This is a genomic window from Emticicia oligotrophica DSM 17448 (assembly GCF_000263195.1).
Lineage (GTDB): Bacteria > Bacteroidota > Bacteroidia > Cytophagales > Spirosomataceae > Emticicia > Emticicia oligotrophica.
Genome location: NC_018748.1, coordinates 4,195,184 through 4,212,262, shown reverse-complemented (window position 1 = coordinate 4,212,262; position 17,079 = coordinate 4,195,184). Strand labels below are relative to the sequence as shown.

The following is a 17,079-nucleotide window of genomic DNA, read 5'->3' as shown; positions in this document are numbered from 1 at the left end:
TCACTAAGCTCCGTGTGGTGTATGTAAGAACTTTTGCTTTGCCTTACCAATCTTAAGTATTGCCTTCAGCATACTGAAAAACACTTTTGGTAGTTCCAAAAGAACTTTCATATTCAACATTTTCAGTAAATAAGTTGGCGTAGCTATCAATAAACCTGCCCACAATAGAGCATTTAATGAAATAATTTCTGTGAGGTAAGCTGGAAAAATTAAACTAAAAATAAGCATTAATCCTAGGACTCCTACTAAGATTAAACGAGGAGGCAAAACAAATTGAATTACTTTGTTGAAAAAATCAACATTACCATTTTTAAATAATTCAACCCAAGCACTTAAAAAATTCTGTTTGGCAAAATTCCACTGAGCAGCAAGCCAACGAGTTCGTTGAGTTTCAAAAACCTGTGTATTTCTTACCTTTTCATCAAGTACGTATGCTTCTTCAAGATATTCAATAAGAAGCTTATCTTTCATTACATCAAGTTCTAATTGTTTATCAAAGCCACTTACTACATCAATCTTTCTTAAGTAGCTTACAAACAAATCGTAATTCATTACTAATCCAGAGCCAATCAATGCCGCAGAAAGTCCTACATTATGATGTCCTAAACGGAAAATTGAATTATTTATTTCTTCACTAATGGCATCTAATTTAGCCATTGTAGTATCTAAATTCTTGGCAATTCTGTGTGTTTGAATAATTTGATTGCCACTTACATAAGATTCTTTTGTCTTGGTGATATAGCCTTCTACCAAATGATTATCTGCATCAAGTAAGACTACTGCATTATACTTTCTCCCCCATGACTCTAAGGATTTCATGGCACTATTAATAGCCTTCGCTTTCGTACTTTTTTCAAAAAACACCTCTATTACTGTAACCTTCAATTCTTCAAGATGCGTGATTGTTTCGGGTTTTAATTGGTCTGCAATTATCACAACTTCATCCTTCGAACCAAAATCGGGTTGCGAAATGATATTTTTTGCAGTTTCAATAATTACTGCATCTTCTTTATATGCAGGAACCATGAACAAAAAATTGATATTTTCAATATCTAAACCTTTTTTAGCACTTCCCTTTTTGTAGAATTTTGAAGCAATTGCAAAGAAAAAAACATATGCAACAGCAATACCGAAATATATTAGAATGGCAATCATTTAAGTAGTCAGTTAGAAGTATCAAGCAATGTAAAAATTACATTTTTTCAGATTGGAAAAGTGCGGGAAAAGTCTTAGCAATTAGCTTTAAATCAAATTTCCAATTGTGCTTTTGAGCATAAGTGTTATCTAAATCTTGGCGTTCTTTTGCTGAAAGTTCTCCTTTACCACGTTTGGTTACTTGCCATAAACCAGTAAGGCCCGCAGGGGCCAAAAATCTAGCAATTGACTCATCTTTTGTTAATTGCTCCGCCTCATATAATGGCAAAGGTCTATTACCTACAATTGACATATCACCTTTGATAATATTAATTAATTGAGGTATCTCATCTATACTTGTGTTACGAAGGAAAGCTCCTAGCTTCGTAATTCTTGGGTCGTCTTTAAATTTTAGGAAGGCAGATTTTTGGCTGTTTTCATCCAAAATTACTTCTTCATTTTTCCAACCTGAATCATCAATTAAATTTCCATCGGATGCTAAATCTACTTCTTGCTTCGCAGTTTCATACATGTTCAAATGAGCCATATTTTTAATTTCATTTTCTGCACCTGTACGCATAGTACGAAATTTATAAAGCTCAAAAACTTTATATCCAGCACCTATTCTCTTAGAAAGAAAAAACACTGGACCTTTCGAATCAAGTTTTATTAGTATAGCAACTATCAGTAATAGCGGAGAAAGTAAAAGTAATGCTGTACCTGCAACAACGATATCAAAAAATCTCTTTCTAAAGGATAATTTTGGTGTTAAAAAACCCTTTGAAGGCTTATCATCAGAATCTTTTTTATCAGCAGTATTAGCATTGTTTGAGTTGTTGGAAGAAGGAAGGACATTCAATAACTTTTCAATACGAATTTGTAACTCTTCTGGATGAAATGGTTTCACTACATAATCATCGGCTCCCAATTTCAAACACTCAATTCTACTTTGGCTTTTATCTTCACCAGACAATACAATCAAAGGAATATTTACGTAGAGTGGATTGGTTTTAAGATAGCTAATAATTGCTTTACCGTCTCCATCTTCTAAATTCAAATCTGTAATGATACCATCTGGCATCAAACCACTCTGAAGTATATCTTTTGCTTCATGTAAGCTGTTGCAAAGGGTAAGATCAAAAGTTTCGCTGTAGCAGTGTTTAATCAACGCTAATAACATAACATTATCGTCGATAATGAGAAGTCTTTTTTTCATCGTATTTTCTTTTTGTTATTGTTATATAAAATACATTTCAATTCTTTTGCCAGTTTTTCGAAAACTCACAAAACACTGATAATCAATTAACTAAAATTATGCCAATTATTATAATATTCCATAATTTGGAAATAAAAAATAAATGTTGGAAATTGAATCTAATTTGAATGCCATATTAACAATTTAATGGAAAATTCGCAAATAATTTTTATTGTTGAAGACGACCCTTTCTATGGGGCGATGCTAGAGTACTACCTCACGCTTAACCCTGATTACACAGTTGAAAGGTTTGAAACTGGTAAAAGTTTACTGGAAAATCTCTTTCGAAGACCCATTGCTATTACTCTTGACTATTCACTTCCAGATATGGATGGTGAAACGGTCTTGAAAAGAATTCACAAAGAAAATCCAGAAATCCCAGTAATAATTATTTCGGGGCAAGAAGATATTTCTACTGCTGTACAATTACTAAAAAATGGTGCTTATGACTACATCGTAAAAGATGCCAATACTAAAGAGAGACTTTGGAACTCTATCCTCAAAATTAAGGAAACGCAGGAGCTAAGAGCTGAAATTTCACAACTCCGTGAAGAAGTACGCGAAAAGTATGAATTTGATAAAGCTATCAAAGGGAATAGTGCCGCCTTACATCGGATTTTTTCTTTAATGGAGAAGGCGTCGAAAAGCAATATTAATGTTTCCATACACGGAGAAACTGGTACTGGAAAAGAGCTTGTTGCTAAGGCGATTCATCATAATTCTACAAGAAATAAAAAACCTTTTGTTGCAGTTAATATGGCCGCAATCCCGAAAGACTTAGTCGAAAGTGAGCTTTTTGGCCATGAAAAAGGAGCATTTACCGGTGCAATTAGTAGAAGGATTGGTAAGTTTGAGGAGGCCAACGGAGGGACTCTTTTCCTAGATGAAATTGGCGAAATGGAATTAACAATGCAAGCAAAAATTCTTAGGGTCTTGCAAGAACAAGAAATTACAAGAATTGGTGGAAATCAAATTGTTAAGATCGATTGCCGAATCATTGTTGCAACTCATCGAAATTTAGCGGAAGAAGTACAAAAAGGAAATTTTAGAGAAGATTTGTACTACCGATTATTAGGTTTAAACTTGCAACTTCCTCCGCTTCGGGAACGAGGCAATGATATTATAGTTTTATCGAAATATTTTATTGAAGAATACAGTAAGAAAAATAGGGTGCATAAAATTAGCTTGAGTAATGAAGCCTCACAAAAACTTTTGAGCTATTCTTACCCTGGAAATATTCGAGAACTGAAAGCAATAATTGAATTAGCATGTGTAATGGCCATTGAAGATACCATCTCAGCCGACGATATTACGTTTAATTCTATAAAACCAGAAGGTGCTTTTTTATTAGATGAAGTAACACTGCGAGAGTATAACAGGAGAATTATTCGACATTTTTTGAATAAGTATGACGATGATGTTTTATTGGTTGCTGAAAAATTAGACATCGGAAAATCTACTATTTACAATATGCTTAAAAGCGGTGAACTATAGTAAGTAAAAACTAAAAAAGGAGCAATTAGTCTGTTTTTTTTCATTTTATTAGGTTATCAAAATATAATGCTAATGAAAACGTTTCTAGTTAAGTATCCAAAATTATTACTTGATAATTAACTAGCCCTTATTAAATTTTTTATGAAATTCAAAGCCGTGATTTTTGACTTTGGGAATGTAATAATAAATATTGATGTTCCTCTAATCTATCAAAAATTTGCCCAATTTACATCTAAGCCAGCTGAATATATCGAAAAAAAAATTATTGAAGATCAGATTTTTAGGAGATATGAAACTGGGCAATTTACAGATGAAGAATTTAGAGAAGTCATTCGACAAACTGTAGGATTTCCACTGAGTGATTATGAAGTAGATACTGCTTGGAACGCACTATTACTTGATATCCCCAAGGATAGAATTGAATTAATTAAAAAAATTCGACAAAAATACCCTGTTTTTTTATTGAGTAATACAAATAACATTCATATTGAGGCTTCTAATCAATACCTCAAGAAAGCCCATGACATTGAGCATCTAAACATTCTCTTTGATAAAACATATCTCTCTTATGAAATGGGGTTGTGGAAGCCCGATACGGCTATTTACCATGAAGTACTCAAACTAAACAATTTAAAACCCAACGAAGTAATATTCTTTGATGATAACCATCATAATATAGAATCTGCAAAGTCAATCGGCATGCAAACTATTTTAGTTGAACCTCCTACTTCAATCATAGAGTATTGTAAAAACCTATTTTAAGTTGTTACTTTGCATTTGCACAATTATCAACTTATGAATCAAAAACGTACGCTTTCGATACAAATAATTTTATTTATAACTACCCTCATTGCAACAACTCTTACTGGTGCAGAATGGATTTATGGAAGACCATTTTTTTTTGGAGAAAATACACTAGGTTGGAATGAGTTTTTAGATGGCTTTCAATATTCTGTACCATTTCTTGGTGTTTTGACTATACACGAATTCGGGCATTATTTTATAGCCAAGAAGCATAGAACGGACGTAACCCTCCCTTTTTATATTCCACTTTGGCTTGGAGGGATTACATCTACGTTTGGCACTTTAGGTGCATTTATTCGCATCAAAGAAAGAATTCAATCACGTACGAAATATTTTGATATCGGTATTGCTGGCCCTCTAGCAGGATTCGTAGCAGCACTTTTTGTTCTTTGGTATGGCTTCTCGCATTTACCTCCACTTGATTATGTTTTTCAACTTTTCCCAATTTTCAAACAATACGGAAACGAATATGGCAAATTCCTTGAAACAACCCCCGATTACATATCAATAAAACTAGGAGATAGTTTGTTGTTTAATTTTTTTGAGCAATATGTTTCGAACGGAGAATTGCCACATCCTTATCTTTACACTAATTACCCGATTATATTTGCGGGCTATCTTTCTTTATTTTTTACTGCACTAAATCTATTCCCAATTGGTCAGCTTGATGGCGGGCATATACTTTATGGCTTAATAGGAGATAAAGCTTTCAACGTAGTTTCTCCGATTATTTTCACAGGATTTGTATTTTATGCGGGCTTAGGCTTGTTCAATGCCCATGAATTTACCACACAAGACAATCAGATTTTCTTAGAGTTAATTGGCAAATACATTCTGTATATTCTCTTTAATTATCTTTGTTTCTCGAAAATTTCAGAGAACTACCTTACTAACTGGCTAATTGCCTTATCGGTGGTAGCTACACAGCTAATATTATCTTATTTTATTCCAACGATTGAGGGGTACTCAGGTTTTTTAGCTTTCGGATTAATGATTGGTCGATACCTGGGCGTTTATCATCCAACAACTTATGATATGAAACCTCTTACGCTTGAAAGAAAAATATTAGGTTGGATTTCATTGATTATATTTATCCTTTGTTTTAGCCCAAAACCTTTTGTTATCATTCAAAATTTACCCCACTAAATAATTATTGAGGTAAAACTTTATTAAATCCTTTTTCATTAAAATACAATACCCTAAATTTAGGTTGTGTAACGCACTTAAACTAAAATTATGCTAAACTGGCTCTTCAAAATAATATTTAAAGCATCGGGTTGGAAATTGGTCAATACCCCAAAGAACTTAAATAAAGGGTTGTTTGCGGTAGCACCACATGCTCGTACAGCGGATTTTCTAATTGGATTAGGCACAAGGGCTGCCATGGGAATAAACATTAGTTACTTAGGCAAAGCCGAATTATTCCGACCGCCTTTTGGATGGATTTTTAGAGGCTTAGGGGGTACACCTGTTTATAGAAGTAAAAGTACAAACTTTGTACAACAAGTAGCGGCAACTTTTAATGCTCATGAAAAACTTTTAGTAGCCATTGCTCCCGAAGGAACCAGAAAAAATGTTAGTAAGTTAAAAACTGGTTTCTATTATATGGCTCATGCCGCTAATGTTCCAATCATCATGTCTGGCTTTGATTACCCTCGCAAATCAATTATTTTTGCAGAACCATTTATGCCCACTGGAAATTTTGAGGCTGACATGAAGCAATACTTTATCCCATTTTTTAAAAGTATTCACGGATTTCAGAAAGATTGGATAAAAAATTATGAAATGGGTAAATTTTAAAACCTTATTTCACTAGGCTAACGATATTTACAAAACGAATTACCAAAGAATTATAATCATTAAGATGGAGAAACAAACCAAAGCCATTAGAATTCAAACTAAACGTTCACAATATAGAGAACACTCAACGCCTTTGTTTCTCACAAGTAGCTTTTGTTTTGAAGATGCCGAACAAGGCAAAGCACTTTTCGATGAAACACTCGAAGGGAATATATACACCAGATTTTCAAATCCTTCAGTACAAGAATTTGTAGATAAAGTATGCATGCTTGAAAACTGTGAAGAAGGCATTGCAACCGCAACAGGTATGGCAGCAGTATTTGCAGGATTTGCCGCTCATTTAAAATCAGGAGACCATGTTGTAGCCTCTCGAGCATTATTTGGCTCTGCACACCAAATCCTCACGCAAATCTTGTCTAAATGGGGCATTACTCATACTTACCTTGATGCAACTGCAAGCGAAGAAGATTGGGAATCGGCGATTCAAGCAAATACCAAAATGGTTTACCTTGAAACTCCATCAAATCCGGGTCTGGAGTTAGTTGATATGGCCATGATTGGTCGTTTAGCAAAAAAACATAACTTAATTTATTATGTAGATAATTGTTTTGCTACGCCAATCATTCATACACCAACAGATTATGGTGCAAACTTAATTGTTCATTCTGCAACAAAGTTTATGGATGGTCAAGGTAGAGTTTTAGGAGGAATTATCACAGGAACAAAAGAATTAATTGCTCCAGTCAGATTTTTCTGTCGTCATACAGGGCCTTCGATGGCACCATTTAATGCTTGGGTATTATCAAAAAGTCTTGAAACCTTAGAAATTAGAATGGCTCGCCACTGTGAGAACGCAATAAAATTAGCTAAAGCTCTTGAGAAAATGGATGGAATCAAAAATGTAAAATATCCACATTTACCGAGCCACCCTCAATTTGAACTGGCAAAAAAACAAATGAAAGCCGGTGGGGCAATGGTTACTTTTGAATTAGAAGGTGGTTTTAAAAGAGTGAATAAATTTACTCAATTAATAAAAATCGCATCAAACTCTTCAAATTTAGGTGATGCCCGTACAATTATTACGAATCCGAATACAACCACTCACTCTAAATTATCACCAGCTGATAAAGCAAAATTAGGTATTACAGAAGGACTTATTCGCTGCTCGGTTGGTCTCGAAGATATCAGAGATTTGATTGCTGATTTCAAGCAGGCAGCCAAGAAATCAATGAAATAAAAAAATAATGCCTACTTAATTTTAAGTAGGCAACCTTTTCACAACGACTGAAAACTAATATGTTATTATGACTAATAGCATTGAACAGAAATACATGGAGCAAATTATGAAAGAAGAAAATGCTTTCATGTATGCTCGATTTAGTAGAATTTTTAACAAACTATTTTCTGAGAATTCACAGGCTCAAGAAGATATTTTGGCATTAAAATCGCACATTAAAATGCTAGAAAAAAGGATTTCTGAACACAAAAAAGAGATTGAAAATTTAAACGAAAGAATTAAGAAACAAGTTTTTCTTGAAAAAAGTAAAGAAATTCAAAAAGAAAGTGTTAAAATTGTAGCGAATAAAGCTCAAAGGTCTAAGGACAAATTGGAAATTAAGAAAACAATAACTGAACTGATACAAGAGATTGATGCGTGTATTGCTTTGTTAAACGAAAATTAGTTGAGAGCGTTGAAGTAGATAATTTTTAAATTGGTTGGTCAAAAACTTAAATTTTTAGTTAAAAATGACTGCAATCAGTTTTTATAATAAGACTTTTTGATTAAAAGATAAATGGCTGAATCTGAAAAAATAGAAATTGCTTTGAAGGTTTCGAGTCGAGTAATCACACTCATGATTCACCCCGAAATGGAACCATACTTTAGAAAAGCAGCCAACCTTGTTAATCGACGCATCGACACGTTTACCAAAAACTTTAGTGGCGGCGAAATGGATACTTGGGACTTTCTAATTACTGTAGCAATAGAAGGCATGGTAGAATCACAGAAAAACCAAGATAAATATAAACTTTTGCAACAATCACTAAATTCTAGACTCGATGATATCGAGCAACGCTTCACTCTTCTTGGTTGAGTAGATGATACAAAATAGGCATAAATTAAAGCCGTTTTTCAGTATCTACTCAATAATCATACGCTTCTTGTTTCAATTTGTCAGGTTGACTACGATGTAATGGCTTTTGTATTGTCAATTCAGATATCTTTTGTATTTTGCTGTATAATCTTGACAATTCACTGAGCCTGTGAGCAATTTCCTAATTATTTATAAATTTTAATAAATTCCATTACAAAATGTCTGATATTATAATGATGCTCCTTACTGACCTAATTGCGTTGGCAATTGGTTTTTTTGTGGGTAGAGCATTACTCAAAAAAACATTCCAAACTAAAGAAGCAGAAGCAGAAATAAGAGCCAATGAAGTATTAAAAAATGCCCAACAAACCGCCGAAAACATTAAAAAAGATAAAATGTTAGAGGCCAAAGAGCATTTTTTAAAGCTAAAATCGGAATTTGAAGAAGAGTCTAATAAACGTAAAAATATTATTCTTCAAAATGAGCAACGTGTGAAGCAAATGCAACAACAAGCTTCACAAATGGTTGAACAAAATAAACGTCGTGAAAATGAATTAGAAGCTTTGCAAAACAAGCTTAACGAACAAACTGAACAAGCAGTTAAACAAACTGAACTTGCCGCAAAACGTAAAGAAGAAGCAGAGAAAATGCTTAGCCAGCAAGTAGCACAGTTAGAAAAAATTGCTAATTTGACCGCTGAACAAGCAAAACAACAATTAATTGATGCTATTAAAGGTGAAGCTGAAACACGAGCATCTGGCTTTATTAAACAAACGATTGAAGAAGCAAAACTAACTGCTACGAAAGAATCTAAGAAAATTATCATTGAAACGATTCAACGTACTGCTGCTGAACAAGCTATCGAAAACTGCGTTTCTGTATTTAATATCGAGGGCGATGAAATTAAAGGTAAAGTTATTGGTAGAGAAGGTCGTAACATTCGTGCCCTTGAAGCAGCCACAGGTGTTGAAGTAATTGTTGATGATACTCCAGAAGCAATTGTGATTTCAAGTTTTGACCCTGTTCGCCGTGAAATTGCACGCTTATCTCTGCATCGTTTGGTGCAAGATGGACGCATACACCCTGCTCGAATTGAAGAAGTAGTAGCGAAAACCAAAAAGGATATCGAAAACGAAATCAACGAAATTGGTGAGCGTACGGTAATTGATTTAGGTGTACACGGTTTACATCCAGAATTAATTCGTATGATTGGCCGTATGCGTTTCCGCTCATCTTACGGACAAAACCTCCTACAACACTCAAGAGAAGTTGCCAAAATGTGTGCTACGATGGCATCTGAATTAGGTTTGAATGCAAAACTAGCCAAACGTGCAGGTTTACTCCACGATATTGGTAAGGTTTGGCACGAAGAGCAGGAATTACCTCACGCTCTTTTAGGTATGGAACTAGCTAAGAAATATAAAGAACATCCAGAAGTTATTAATGCGATTGGAGCTCACCACGATGAAATTGAAATGACCTCAATGATTTCTCCAATTGTTCAAATCTGTGACTCTATTTCTGGTTCTCGTCCTGGTGCACGCCGAGAAATGATGGAATCTTATGTTCAACGCCTTCGTGACCTTGAAGCACTCGCTCTAAGTTATAATGGCGTAGAAAAATGCTATGCTATTCAGGCGGGTCGTGAACTACGTGTAATTGTAGATTCAGAAAATGTTACTGATGAAATAGCAAGTAAATTATCGTTTGATATTTCTCAAAGAATTGAAAAAGAAATGCAATATCCTGGCCAAATCAAAGTAACGGTTATTCGTGAAATGAGAAGCGTGGCTTATGCAAAATAATAATAACAAAAGACCAAAAGGCGATACACAGTCATGTATCGCTTTTTTTTATATAATTATCGAAAACTTTGTTCCTTTATTCTCTTCGGAAGCCACACTTATTTTCGCATTGTGAAGTTTAATAATTCTCTCAACTAACGAAAGTCCAATACCGTAGCCTCTTATTCCACTTGTTTTTGAAGAACGATAAAAAGGCATGAAAATGTATTTTATATCATCTGGAGCAATGCCAATTCCATTATCCTTAAAGTGAATAATTTTATAATTTTCGTTAGCTGACAACGATATAATTACTTGATTATCAGGAGAGAACTTACAAGCATTTTGTATTAAATTAACAAATGCAATTTTTAGTAAAGCTGAATTTCCGAAAATGCACAAATGTTCTGGTTCTTCTGGCAATGCTTCAAGGCGTATGTCAATTTTATAATTCGGATAGTTTTTCATTACAAAAATCTTTGACTCAAAAAGTAAATCATCAAGCCTAATATTTTCTGCCAATAATTCTTCATTTTCGGTAGTTATTCTTGATAAACGAAGCAAATTTTGGGTAAGTTTGACTAAATCAGAAATGTCTTCGAGGGCAGAATGAATGACATTTTGGTACTCTTCTAAATTTCGTTCTTTTAATAAACTCACTTCTAATTGTGAACTTATCCTAGTTAGTGGGTTTTGCAATTCATGGGAAACATTACCAACAAACATTTTTTGGAGTCGAACCCCCTCTTCAACCCTTTCTAATAAATGATTAATAGTTTGACTGAGCGTAATAATTTCATCAAATTTTTCATTTTCAGATAATCTATTACTTAAATTTTTAGGGAAAACATTCTTTAACTCAATGCCAATCTTATCAATAGGTTCTAATGTTTTTTTTGAATAAAACCATCCTATTACTCCAACAATTATAATAGAAATTGTAAGTAATCCAAGCATCATCCAACGCATTTGTGTTAGAAATTCACTTGCATAGAAATTTTTAGCCATTGCGACTACCAAAAAAGATTGTGTAGGTGAATGCTGAAAAATACCAACACCTTCAAGGTCTTTTTCCGCAAACTCAATGCGTTTCTCCTTCTTTACACGCTCTAAAATTCGTTTATCAATTTTGGTATTAGGCTCTTTGGTAGATTCAAAGATAACTTTACCATCTAATTGAAATACAATGATTTCTTCGCCTGTGAGTTGGTCTTTTCTATTAGCCATGAGTTTTTCTAAAAAATCAAGCTCATGCTCTTTTTCGATTGACTCACTAATCCAAGCTACAATTGTTTCGGCACGATTATTTAATCTTCGAGAAAAGTTTTTTTCTAAAAAATAATTGGTAAAAAAGTAAATTGAAAGCATAGTTGTGCCTAAAATAGCCATCACAACTATTATAAATTGAAGGGTTATTGAGTGTCGAAGTTTCATTATTCTCTTAGTACATAACCCATTCCGAATACCGTATGAATTAATTTTTTATTGAAATTTTTGTCAATTTTTTTTCTTAAATAATTGATATAAACCTCGATATAATTCGTCCCTTTATCAAAGTTTACATCCCAAACATTCTCAGCAATTAGATTTTTCGACAAAACTTTTCCCTGATTTCTTAAAAAGAATTCCAGAAGTCTATATTCCAAAACCGTAAGGTCAATTATTTGATTGTCTCTTTTTACAACTTTCGTATCTAAATTAACCACCAAATCGGCAAATTGTAGGGTATTTGTATTTATAATTGTTTCGGTACTTCGTTTTGTCAGGGCCCTAACCCTTGCTAATAATTCAGCAAATTGAAAAGGTTTAACTAAATATTGGTCAGCACCTGAATCAAAACCAGCAATTTTATCTTCGCTTTCGCCCAATGCCGAAAGCATGAGTACAGGTGTTTGAATTCCTGCCTTTCTTAATTCCTGAATTAACATTTGCCCATTAATACCAGGCATAATCACATCGGTAATTATACAATTATAAGATTTCCTAAGAGCTAATTGCTTGGCAATCAAGCCATCAAATGCAATATCCACTTCATAAAAATTTTCTGTAAGCCCTTGCTGAATGGCATACAAAGTTTTGGGTTCATCTTCAACTACTAAAATCTTCATCGGGAGCATTTGATATTTTTTCAAAAGTAAAAAGCATTTTTTCAGAAAAAAAACATCTAATAAATTTCTAATTTCTTGTTAAGCAGTCTCTAATAATTAAAGTTGAATTTTGTTTAATCAAAGCTTTGTCAAATACCTTTGAGATTAGTTTTGAACAACGTTTAAAATGCGAACAGTTGAGTGTCTGCCAAATTTTTCATTTATAGTAGTTTGACAATATGGTGGCTTACATTAATTGACTTTTCAGCTAATAGAGAGCCTCAATTATTTTATTGAGGCTTCTTTTCAAGAATCATTCGCTACGATTTCACACATAACCTTACAATAATGCATGAAAGAATAAAAAATATTTTAGTGCCAACCGACTTTTCAAATTCTGCAAAAAATGCTTTGGAAGTAGGTATTGCACTTGCCAAACGACACTCGGCCCAATTACATATCTTACATGTAATCATTCCACAGTACATATCATATATTGGCGAAGTAGATATACCGTATGACAATTGGAACGACTTGGAGAAAATTAGTAAAAATAAGCTTCTAGAGACTTCAAAATCTATCATAAAAAAACATAAAATTAATGTTGTTAATTTTATTGATATTGGGATTGTTTCGGAGTCTATTGAAAAATATGCTTCAAAACTCCATATCGACCTCGTAGTTATGGGTATGAATGGAATGAGAGGGATAAACGAACATTTTGTTGGTAGAAATACTTTTCAAGTAATTAAAAATGCAATTTGCCCTGTATTTGCTATCCCCGAAAAATTTTCTAAGTCTAGTTTTCAGCAGGTTTTATTCCCCATTGGGAATACAAGTGCTAATGTTGATTTTGACAATTATTGGGCATTAAAAAATATGATTCCGTCAGATGATTTAGAAATAGACCTTTTGGGAATATCAAGATTTGAAGATTACGAAACATCTGACCGCGTAAAAGAAAAAGTTTCAGAACTTTCGAACTTCATAAAAAAAGATGGTTTAAAGGCAAGTTTCCAAAATATTTTCTGTGATAATATTACCAGATTTATTTTGGAATATGCTTCTATCAATCAATCTGATTTGATTGTCATTAATCCAAATATTGATTCTGACTGGGAAAAATTTGTTTTAGGCAACAACATGAGAAAAATTATCAACCAAGCTCAATGCCCGATACTTTTAATCAAACCAATGTTTAGTAATTTATTAACAATAGAAAAAAATACATTGAATTATTCTAATCAAAATTAAAATCAATCTCATAAAACTTAAGCAAGCACTTCAAATTAACATTTACGTAAACCAAAGAATCGTAACCCAATCAATAAATATAATAGAATAAGTATATTTGGAAGTGCTACACCAAAAAGATGACTGAAAATTTCGGTCATCTTTTTTATTATATTTTGTAAATTGTTAAAATGCAGAAGAATATTTGGATTTTATAAAAAAAGGATTAAATTTGAAATATCAAGACATTCAAATACTGTTATGGAAAAATTATCAGAAACATGGATGGTAGATGGTACAATTGATTTTGAAACAAAAAAGTACACACTCCTCGCTTATCTACAAAAAGTAAAATTTTACTTTGATAACACCAAAGTATATCCTCAACTTGCAGATTTATTCTTTCACAACAACAATTTAGTTTCATTCAAAGAAAACAAGAATTACTTGAAGGAACATTTTCCTAAAAGATTTTCAGGCATTCAAATTGAAAATTTAGAGTTAGTTTATGAAGAAATAATTTCAGACAATAATTTAATGCAGGAAATTGAAGAAATCATTCATTATGCAAGCAATCGCTTTAAAAATGCCATTTCTGTTGGAAGTGAAATTTATGATTTTGTGGAAAGCAAAATTTCTATCTCACCTGTAGGTATTTTACCCTTAAAAACCGATGAAGGCTATTTTTTATTGGCAAATGGTAAGCAAAAAGGCACAAAAGTTTATTCGTACAGAATGACTCTTTTCGAACGCCATAATGAGAAATACCGCTCATTAAGTACAACTTACATTTCAGAATGGGAACGTGGTTTTGTAAATAGTTACGAAAACATTAAGTTAAATCTGATTAAACAACAAAAACACCTACCCAATCCTGCTGTTTATTCAATCGAAACTGAAATGACATTTCCTTTAGAAGAAACCTTGTTACCAATAGCAAAAAGAACGTTAGTACAGTTTATCAGCAATTAATATCTTATTAAAAGCCTTGTCCAACCGAAGATTCGATTGGACAAGGTTTTTATAAATTTCTAAGTGCTTGCTGCATGTGCCTTTCGTTGTGAATTATCAAGAATTGTAGTGCATCTCCTAAATTTAACTTTAAGAATTTAGCAATCGAAATTGGGATTTTTATTCGCTGAATATTTTTCTTTGCTGCTTCTCTTAAAATTAGCAATAGTCTCTCCTGTTGATTGATAAATTCAGCCACTACCCTATCTGCTTCCAAATTCTGCGAAGGAATATGCCCTTTCATAGCCTTAAATTTTCGTTTTCCCTTTTCAGGATTCATCGAATCAATTGAGAGCTTGCCTAACCAAGTACTTTTTAAAAATTCCTGACCTAAATCTTCTCTACATTCGGCTAAACCTTTTTCAAACAATGGCAAATAATAAACTCCATAAGTATTCAGGTGTTCTAAGCATTGTGCTATACTCCACCCTCTAGAAGATGATGGCATTAATAAACTTTCTTCCGAAAGATTCTGGAATTTTTCTATTGCTAGTTGAAGGTGGTTTTCTACTTGACTTTCTAATAAATTAAGTAATGATAGCTTTTCCATAATTTTGTGTTTGACTAATTTTCATTGACAAAATTAAGGTAGTAGAAGAAAAAAAATCTTGGTAAATACCAATATTTATATCTGTACAGAATTTATTAACTTACTAAAATTACTCGCATCTATTCCAATATAATTGGCTAAGTATTTATGAGGAACAATTTGTAGAATATGCGGACTTCTCTTTAATAATTGTCGAAATTTATCTTCTGATGTGAAACTTTGCAATTCTACAAGTCTTTCGAGTAAACCAGAAAAACCACCCAAAAGTCCTTTTTGAAGCAACATTTCAATATTAGGATTGGTCCGAAATAAATCTTCAATTTGTTGGTAAGTAGTACGGAGAAACCTAGATTGGCTAAGTGTTTCAAAATAGTATTTTGATGGACTCTGCGATAACATCGAGTCTAAAATACAAGCAAAATTACCAGTGTAAGAAAAAACTAAAGTAGCTTCCCTTCCATTTTCATCAGCATAATACATTCTTTGTAAGCCCTCTATTACGAAATACAAATAACGCTCAGTAGTACCCGCAAAAGTCAAAATTTCTTTACGTTTAGCGGAAAAAGGCTTAAAAAGTGCATAAAAAGCTTCAAAATCATCTTCAGAAAGTGAATGAACAGCATCGACTGTCTGTTTTAAAAGTAATTTATGAGATGATTCACCAGACATAGAAAATTTCATTAAAATATTTGGCTGTAAGCAGCTTATTACCAACAGCCAAAAATGATACCTTACTTAGTCTCAAATTGATAAATTGTTGTTGATGTGTAAACCTCACCAGGTCTTAGTACAGTGCTCGGAAATTCAGGTTTATTTGGCGAATCTGGAAAATGTTGGGTTTCGATACAAAACGCCGAACGTCGTCCGTAGGTCACTCCACCTTTACCAACTATATTTCCTTTTAAATGATTGGCGGTATAGAATTGCATTCCTGGTTCGGTTGTTAATACTTTCATTATCCTACCGGTAGAAGATTCATAAACTTCAGCAGCTAACCTCAATTCTGAACTATTATCAGTTAAAACATAGCAATGGTCATATCCGCTACCTAACACAATTTGCTCGTAGGAAGTATCATTAATACGCTCACCAATTTGATGACTTGTAGTAAAATCAAAAGGAGTTCCCACCACAGAACGTAGTTCACCCGTAGGAATAACGGTCTCATCAACTGGTAAGAATTTATCAGCATGTAAAATTACTTCATGCGATAAGACATCTTCAGCACCACTTAAGTTAAAATATGAGTGATTGGTTAAATTCAAAACAGTTGCTTTATCAGTAGTTGCCTGATAATCAATACGTAGAGCATTGCTGGTTAAAGTATAAGATACCTCCACTGATAAATTTCCCGGATATCCTTCTTCTCCATCTACTGAAAGGTACGAAAGTTTTAAAACGGGCTCCACTGAATCAATGGTTTCAGCCTTCCACACATTTTTATCAAATCCTTTCAATCCACCATGAAGACCATTCACACCATTATTAATAGCTAATGAATAAGTTTCTCCATCTAATTGAAAAGTGCCCTTTGCAATTCGATTTCCATAACGACCAATGATTGCTCCAAAATAAGGAACTCCTTTTAAATAACCTTCAAGTGTTTCACAGCCCAATACCACATCATTTAAATTTCCGTTTCGGTCGGGAGCAGTTAAAGCAACCACAATTCCACCATAATCCGAAATTTTCGCTTCCATACCAGCGGCATTTTTTAAAATAAATAGGCTCGTTTCTTGGCCACTTGGTAAAACTCCAAAAGAGGATTTTTGAATACTCATTTTTATAATATTGTTAAAAAAGCTTAAAATCGATATTGTTTCAAAAATACAAT

Annotated in this window: 17 protein-coding genes; 10 read left to right on the top strand and 7 right to left on the bottom strand. The window is 33.2% G+C overall.

The genetic code is table 11. The features are described from left to right. Positions 1-3 precede the first annotated feature (3 nt). A complete protein-coding gene (locus tag EMTOL_RS17495; RefSeq protein WP_015030649.1) occupies positions 4-1,155 on the bottom strand; it encodes a glycosyltransferase family 2 protein in 1,152 nt (383 codons plus the stop codon). Positions 1,156-1,192: 37 nt separating this feature from the next. Continuing rightward, entirely contained in the window at positions 1,193-2,350 is a 1,158-nt protein-coding gene (locus EMTOL_RS17490) for a sugar transferase (RefSeq protein WP_015030648.1), read from the bottom strand. A 186-nt stretch (positions 2,351-2,536) separates the two neighbouring features. On the opposite strand from EMTOL_RS17490, the gene EMTOL_RS17485 reads away from it, so the two are divergent. The 8 genes from EMTOL_RS17485 to rny all read left to right on the top strand — a co-directional run bounded on the left by EMTOL_RS17485 (position 2,537) and on the right by rny (position 10,385). Beyond that, positions 2,537-3,883, top strand: coding sequence for a sigma-54-dependent transcriptional regulator (locus tag EMTOL_RS17485; protein ID WP_015030647.1), 1,347 nt, complete (start codon positions 2,537-2,539; stop codon positions 3,881-3,883). Between the two features lie 141 nt (positions 3,884-4,024). Next, the gene (locus EMTOL_RS17480) at positions 4,025-4,645 is read left to right on the top strand and encodes an HAD family hydrolase (protein ID WP_015030646.1); all 621 of its coding nucleotides are present in this window, start codon (positions 4,025-4,027) and stop codon (positions 4,643-4,645) included. A gap of 33 nt (positions 4,646-4,678) precedes the next feature. Further along, the gene (locus tag EMTOL_RS17475) at positions 4,679-5,833 is read left to right on the top strand and encodes a site-2 protease family protein (protein ID WP_015030645.1); all 1,155 of its coding nucleotides are present in this window, start codon (positions 4,679-4,681) and stop codon (positions 5,831-5,833) included. A 90-nt stretch (positions 5,834-5,923) separates the two neighbouring features. Next, complete coding sequence (locus EMTOL_RS17470) at positions 5,924-6,487, top strand: 1-acyl-sn-glycerol-3-phosphate acyltransferase (RefSeq protein ID WP_015030644.1); 564 nt, start codon at positions 5,924-5,926, stop codon at positions 6,485-6,487. Positions 6,488-6,551: 64 nt separating this feature from the next. Further along, positions 6,552-7,724 (top strand): trans-sulfuration enzyme family protein, encoded by a 1,173-nt coding sequence (locus EMTOL_RS17465; RefSeq protein ID WP_015030643.1) that lies wholly within the window; start codon positions 6,552-6,554, stop codon positions 7,722-7,724. Positions 7,725-7,818: 94 nt separating this feature from the next. Next, entirely contained in the window at positions 7,819-8,169 is a 351-nt protein-coding gene (locus EMTOL_RS17460; RefSeq protein WP_305953264.1) for a hypothetical protein, read from the top strand. A gap of 111 nt (positions 8,170-8,280) precedes the next feature. Beyond that, complete coding sequence (locus EMTOL_RS17455; protein ID WP_015030641.1) at positions 8,281-8,580, top strand: cell division protein ZapA; 300 nt, start codon at positions 8,281-8,283, stop codon at positions 8,578-8,580. A 218-nt stretch (positions 8,581-8,798) separates the two neighbouring features. After that, positions 8,799-10,385: a ribonuclease Y gene (rny, locus tag EMTOL_RS17450; RefSeq protein ID WP_015030640.1), complete on the top strand. Its 1,587-nt coding sequence runs from the start codon at positions 8,799-8,801 to the stop codon at positions 10,383-10,385. Positions 10,386-10,433: 48 nt separating this feature from the next. Here the strand turns inward: rny and EMTOL_RS17445 are convergent, their stop codons facing one another. Both EMTOL_RS17445 and EMTOL_RS17440 read right to left on the bottom strand, forming a co-directional pair. Continuing rightward, positions 10,434-11,798: a sensor histidine kinase gene (locus EMTOL_RS17445; protein WP_015030639.1), complete on the bottom strand. Its 1,365-nt coding sequence runs from the start codon at positions 11,796-11,798 to the stop codon at positions 10,434-10,436. Continuing rightward, positions 11,798-12,472: a response regulator gene (locus EMTOL_RS17440; protein WP_015030638.1), complete on the bottom strand. Its 675-nt coding sequence runs from the start codon at positions 12,470-12,472 to the stop codon at positions 11,798-11,800. The genes EMTOL_RS17445 and EMTOL_RS17440 overlap by 1 nt, the downstream gene beginning before the upstream one ends. 327 nt (positions 12,473-12,799) lie before the next feature. Here EMTOL_RS17440 and EMTOL_RS17435 point away from each other — a divergent pair, with 327 nt between their 5' ends. After that, positions 12,800-13,705, top strand: a complete 906-nt coding sequence (locus EMTOL_RS17435) for a universal stress protein (protein WP_015030637.1) — start codon at positions 12,800-12,802, stop codon at positions 13,703-13,705. A 240-nt stretch (positions 13,706-13,945) separates the two neighbouring features. Then, a complete protein-coding gene (locus EMTOL_RS17430; protein ID WP_015030636.1) occupies positions 13,946-14,656 on the top strand; it encodes a hypothetical protein in 711 nt (236 codons plus the stop codon). A gap of 49 nt (positions 14,657-14,705) precedes the next feature. On the opposite strand, the gene EMTOL_RS17425 is transcribed toward EMTOL_RS17430, so the two are convergent. The 3 genes from EMTOL_RS17425 to EMTOL_RS17415 form a co-directional block, all read right to left on the bottom strand. Then, entirely contained in the window at positions 14,706-15,245 is a 540-nt protein-coding gene (locus tag EMTOL_RS17425; RefSeq protein WP_015030635.1) for a DinB family protein, read from the bottom strand. Positions 15,246-15,320: 75 nt separating this feature from the next. After that, positions 15,321-15,926 carry a Crp/Fnr family transcriptional regulator gene (locus EMTOL_RS17420; protein WP_305953263.1) on the bottom strand — a complete coding sequence of 202 codons (606 nt, stop codon included), beginning with the start codon at positions 15,924-15,926 and terminating at the stop codon, positions 15,321-15,323. A gap of 50 nt (positions 15,927-15,976) precedes the next feature. After that, positions 15,977-17,026 carry an aldose epimerase family protein gene (locus tag EMTOL_RS17415; protein ID WP_015030633.1) on the bottom strand — a complete coding sequence of 350 codons (1,050 nt, stop codon included), beginning with the start codon at positions 17,024-17,026 and terminating at the stop codon, positions 15,977-15,979. Positions 17,027-17,079: the final 53 nt, after the last annotated feature.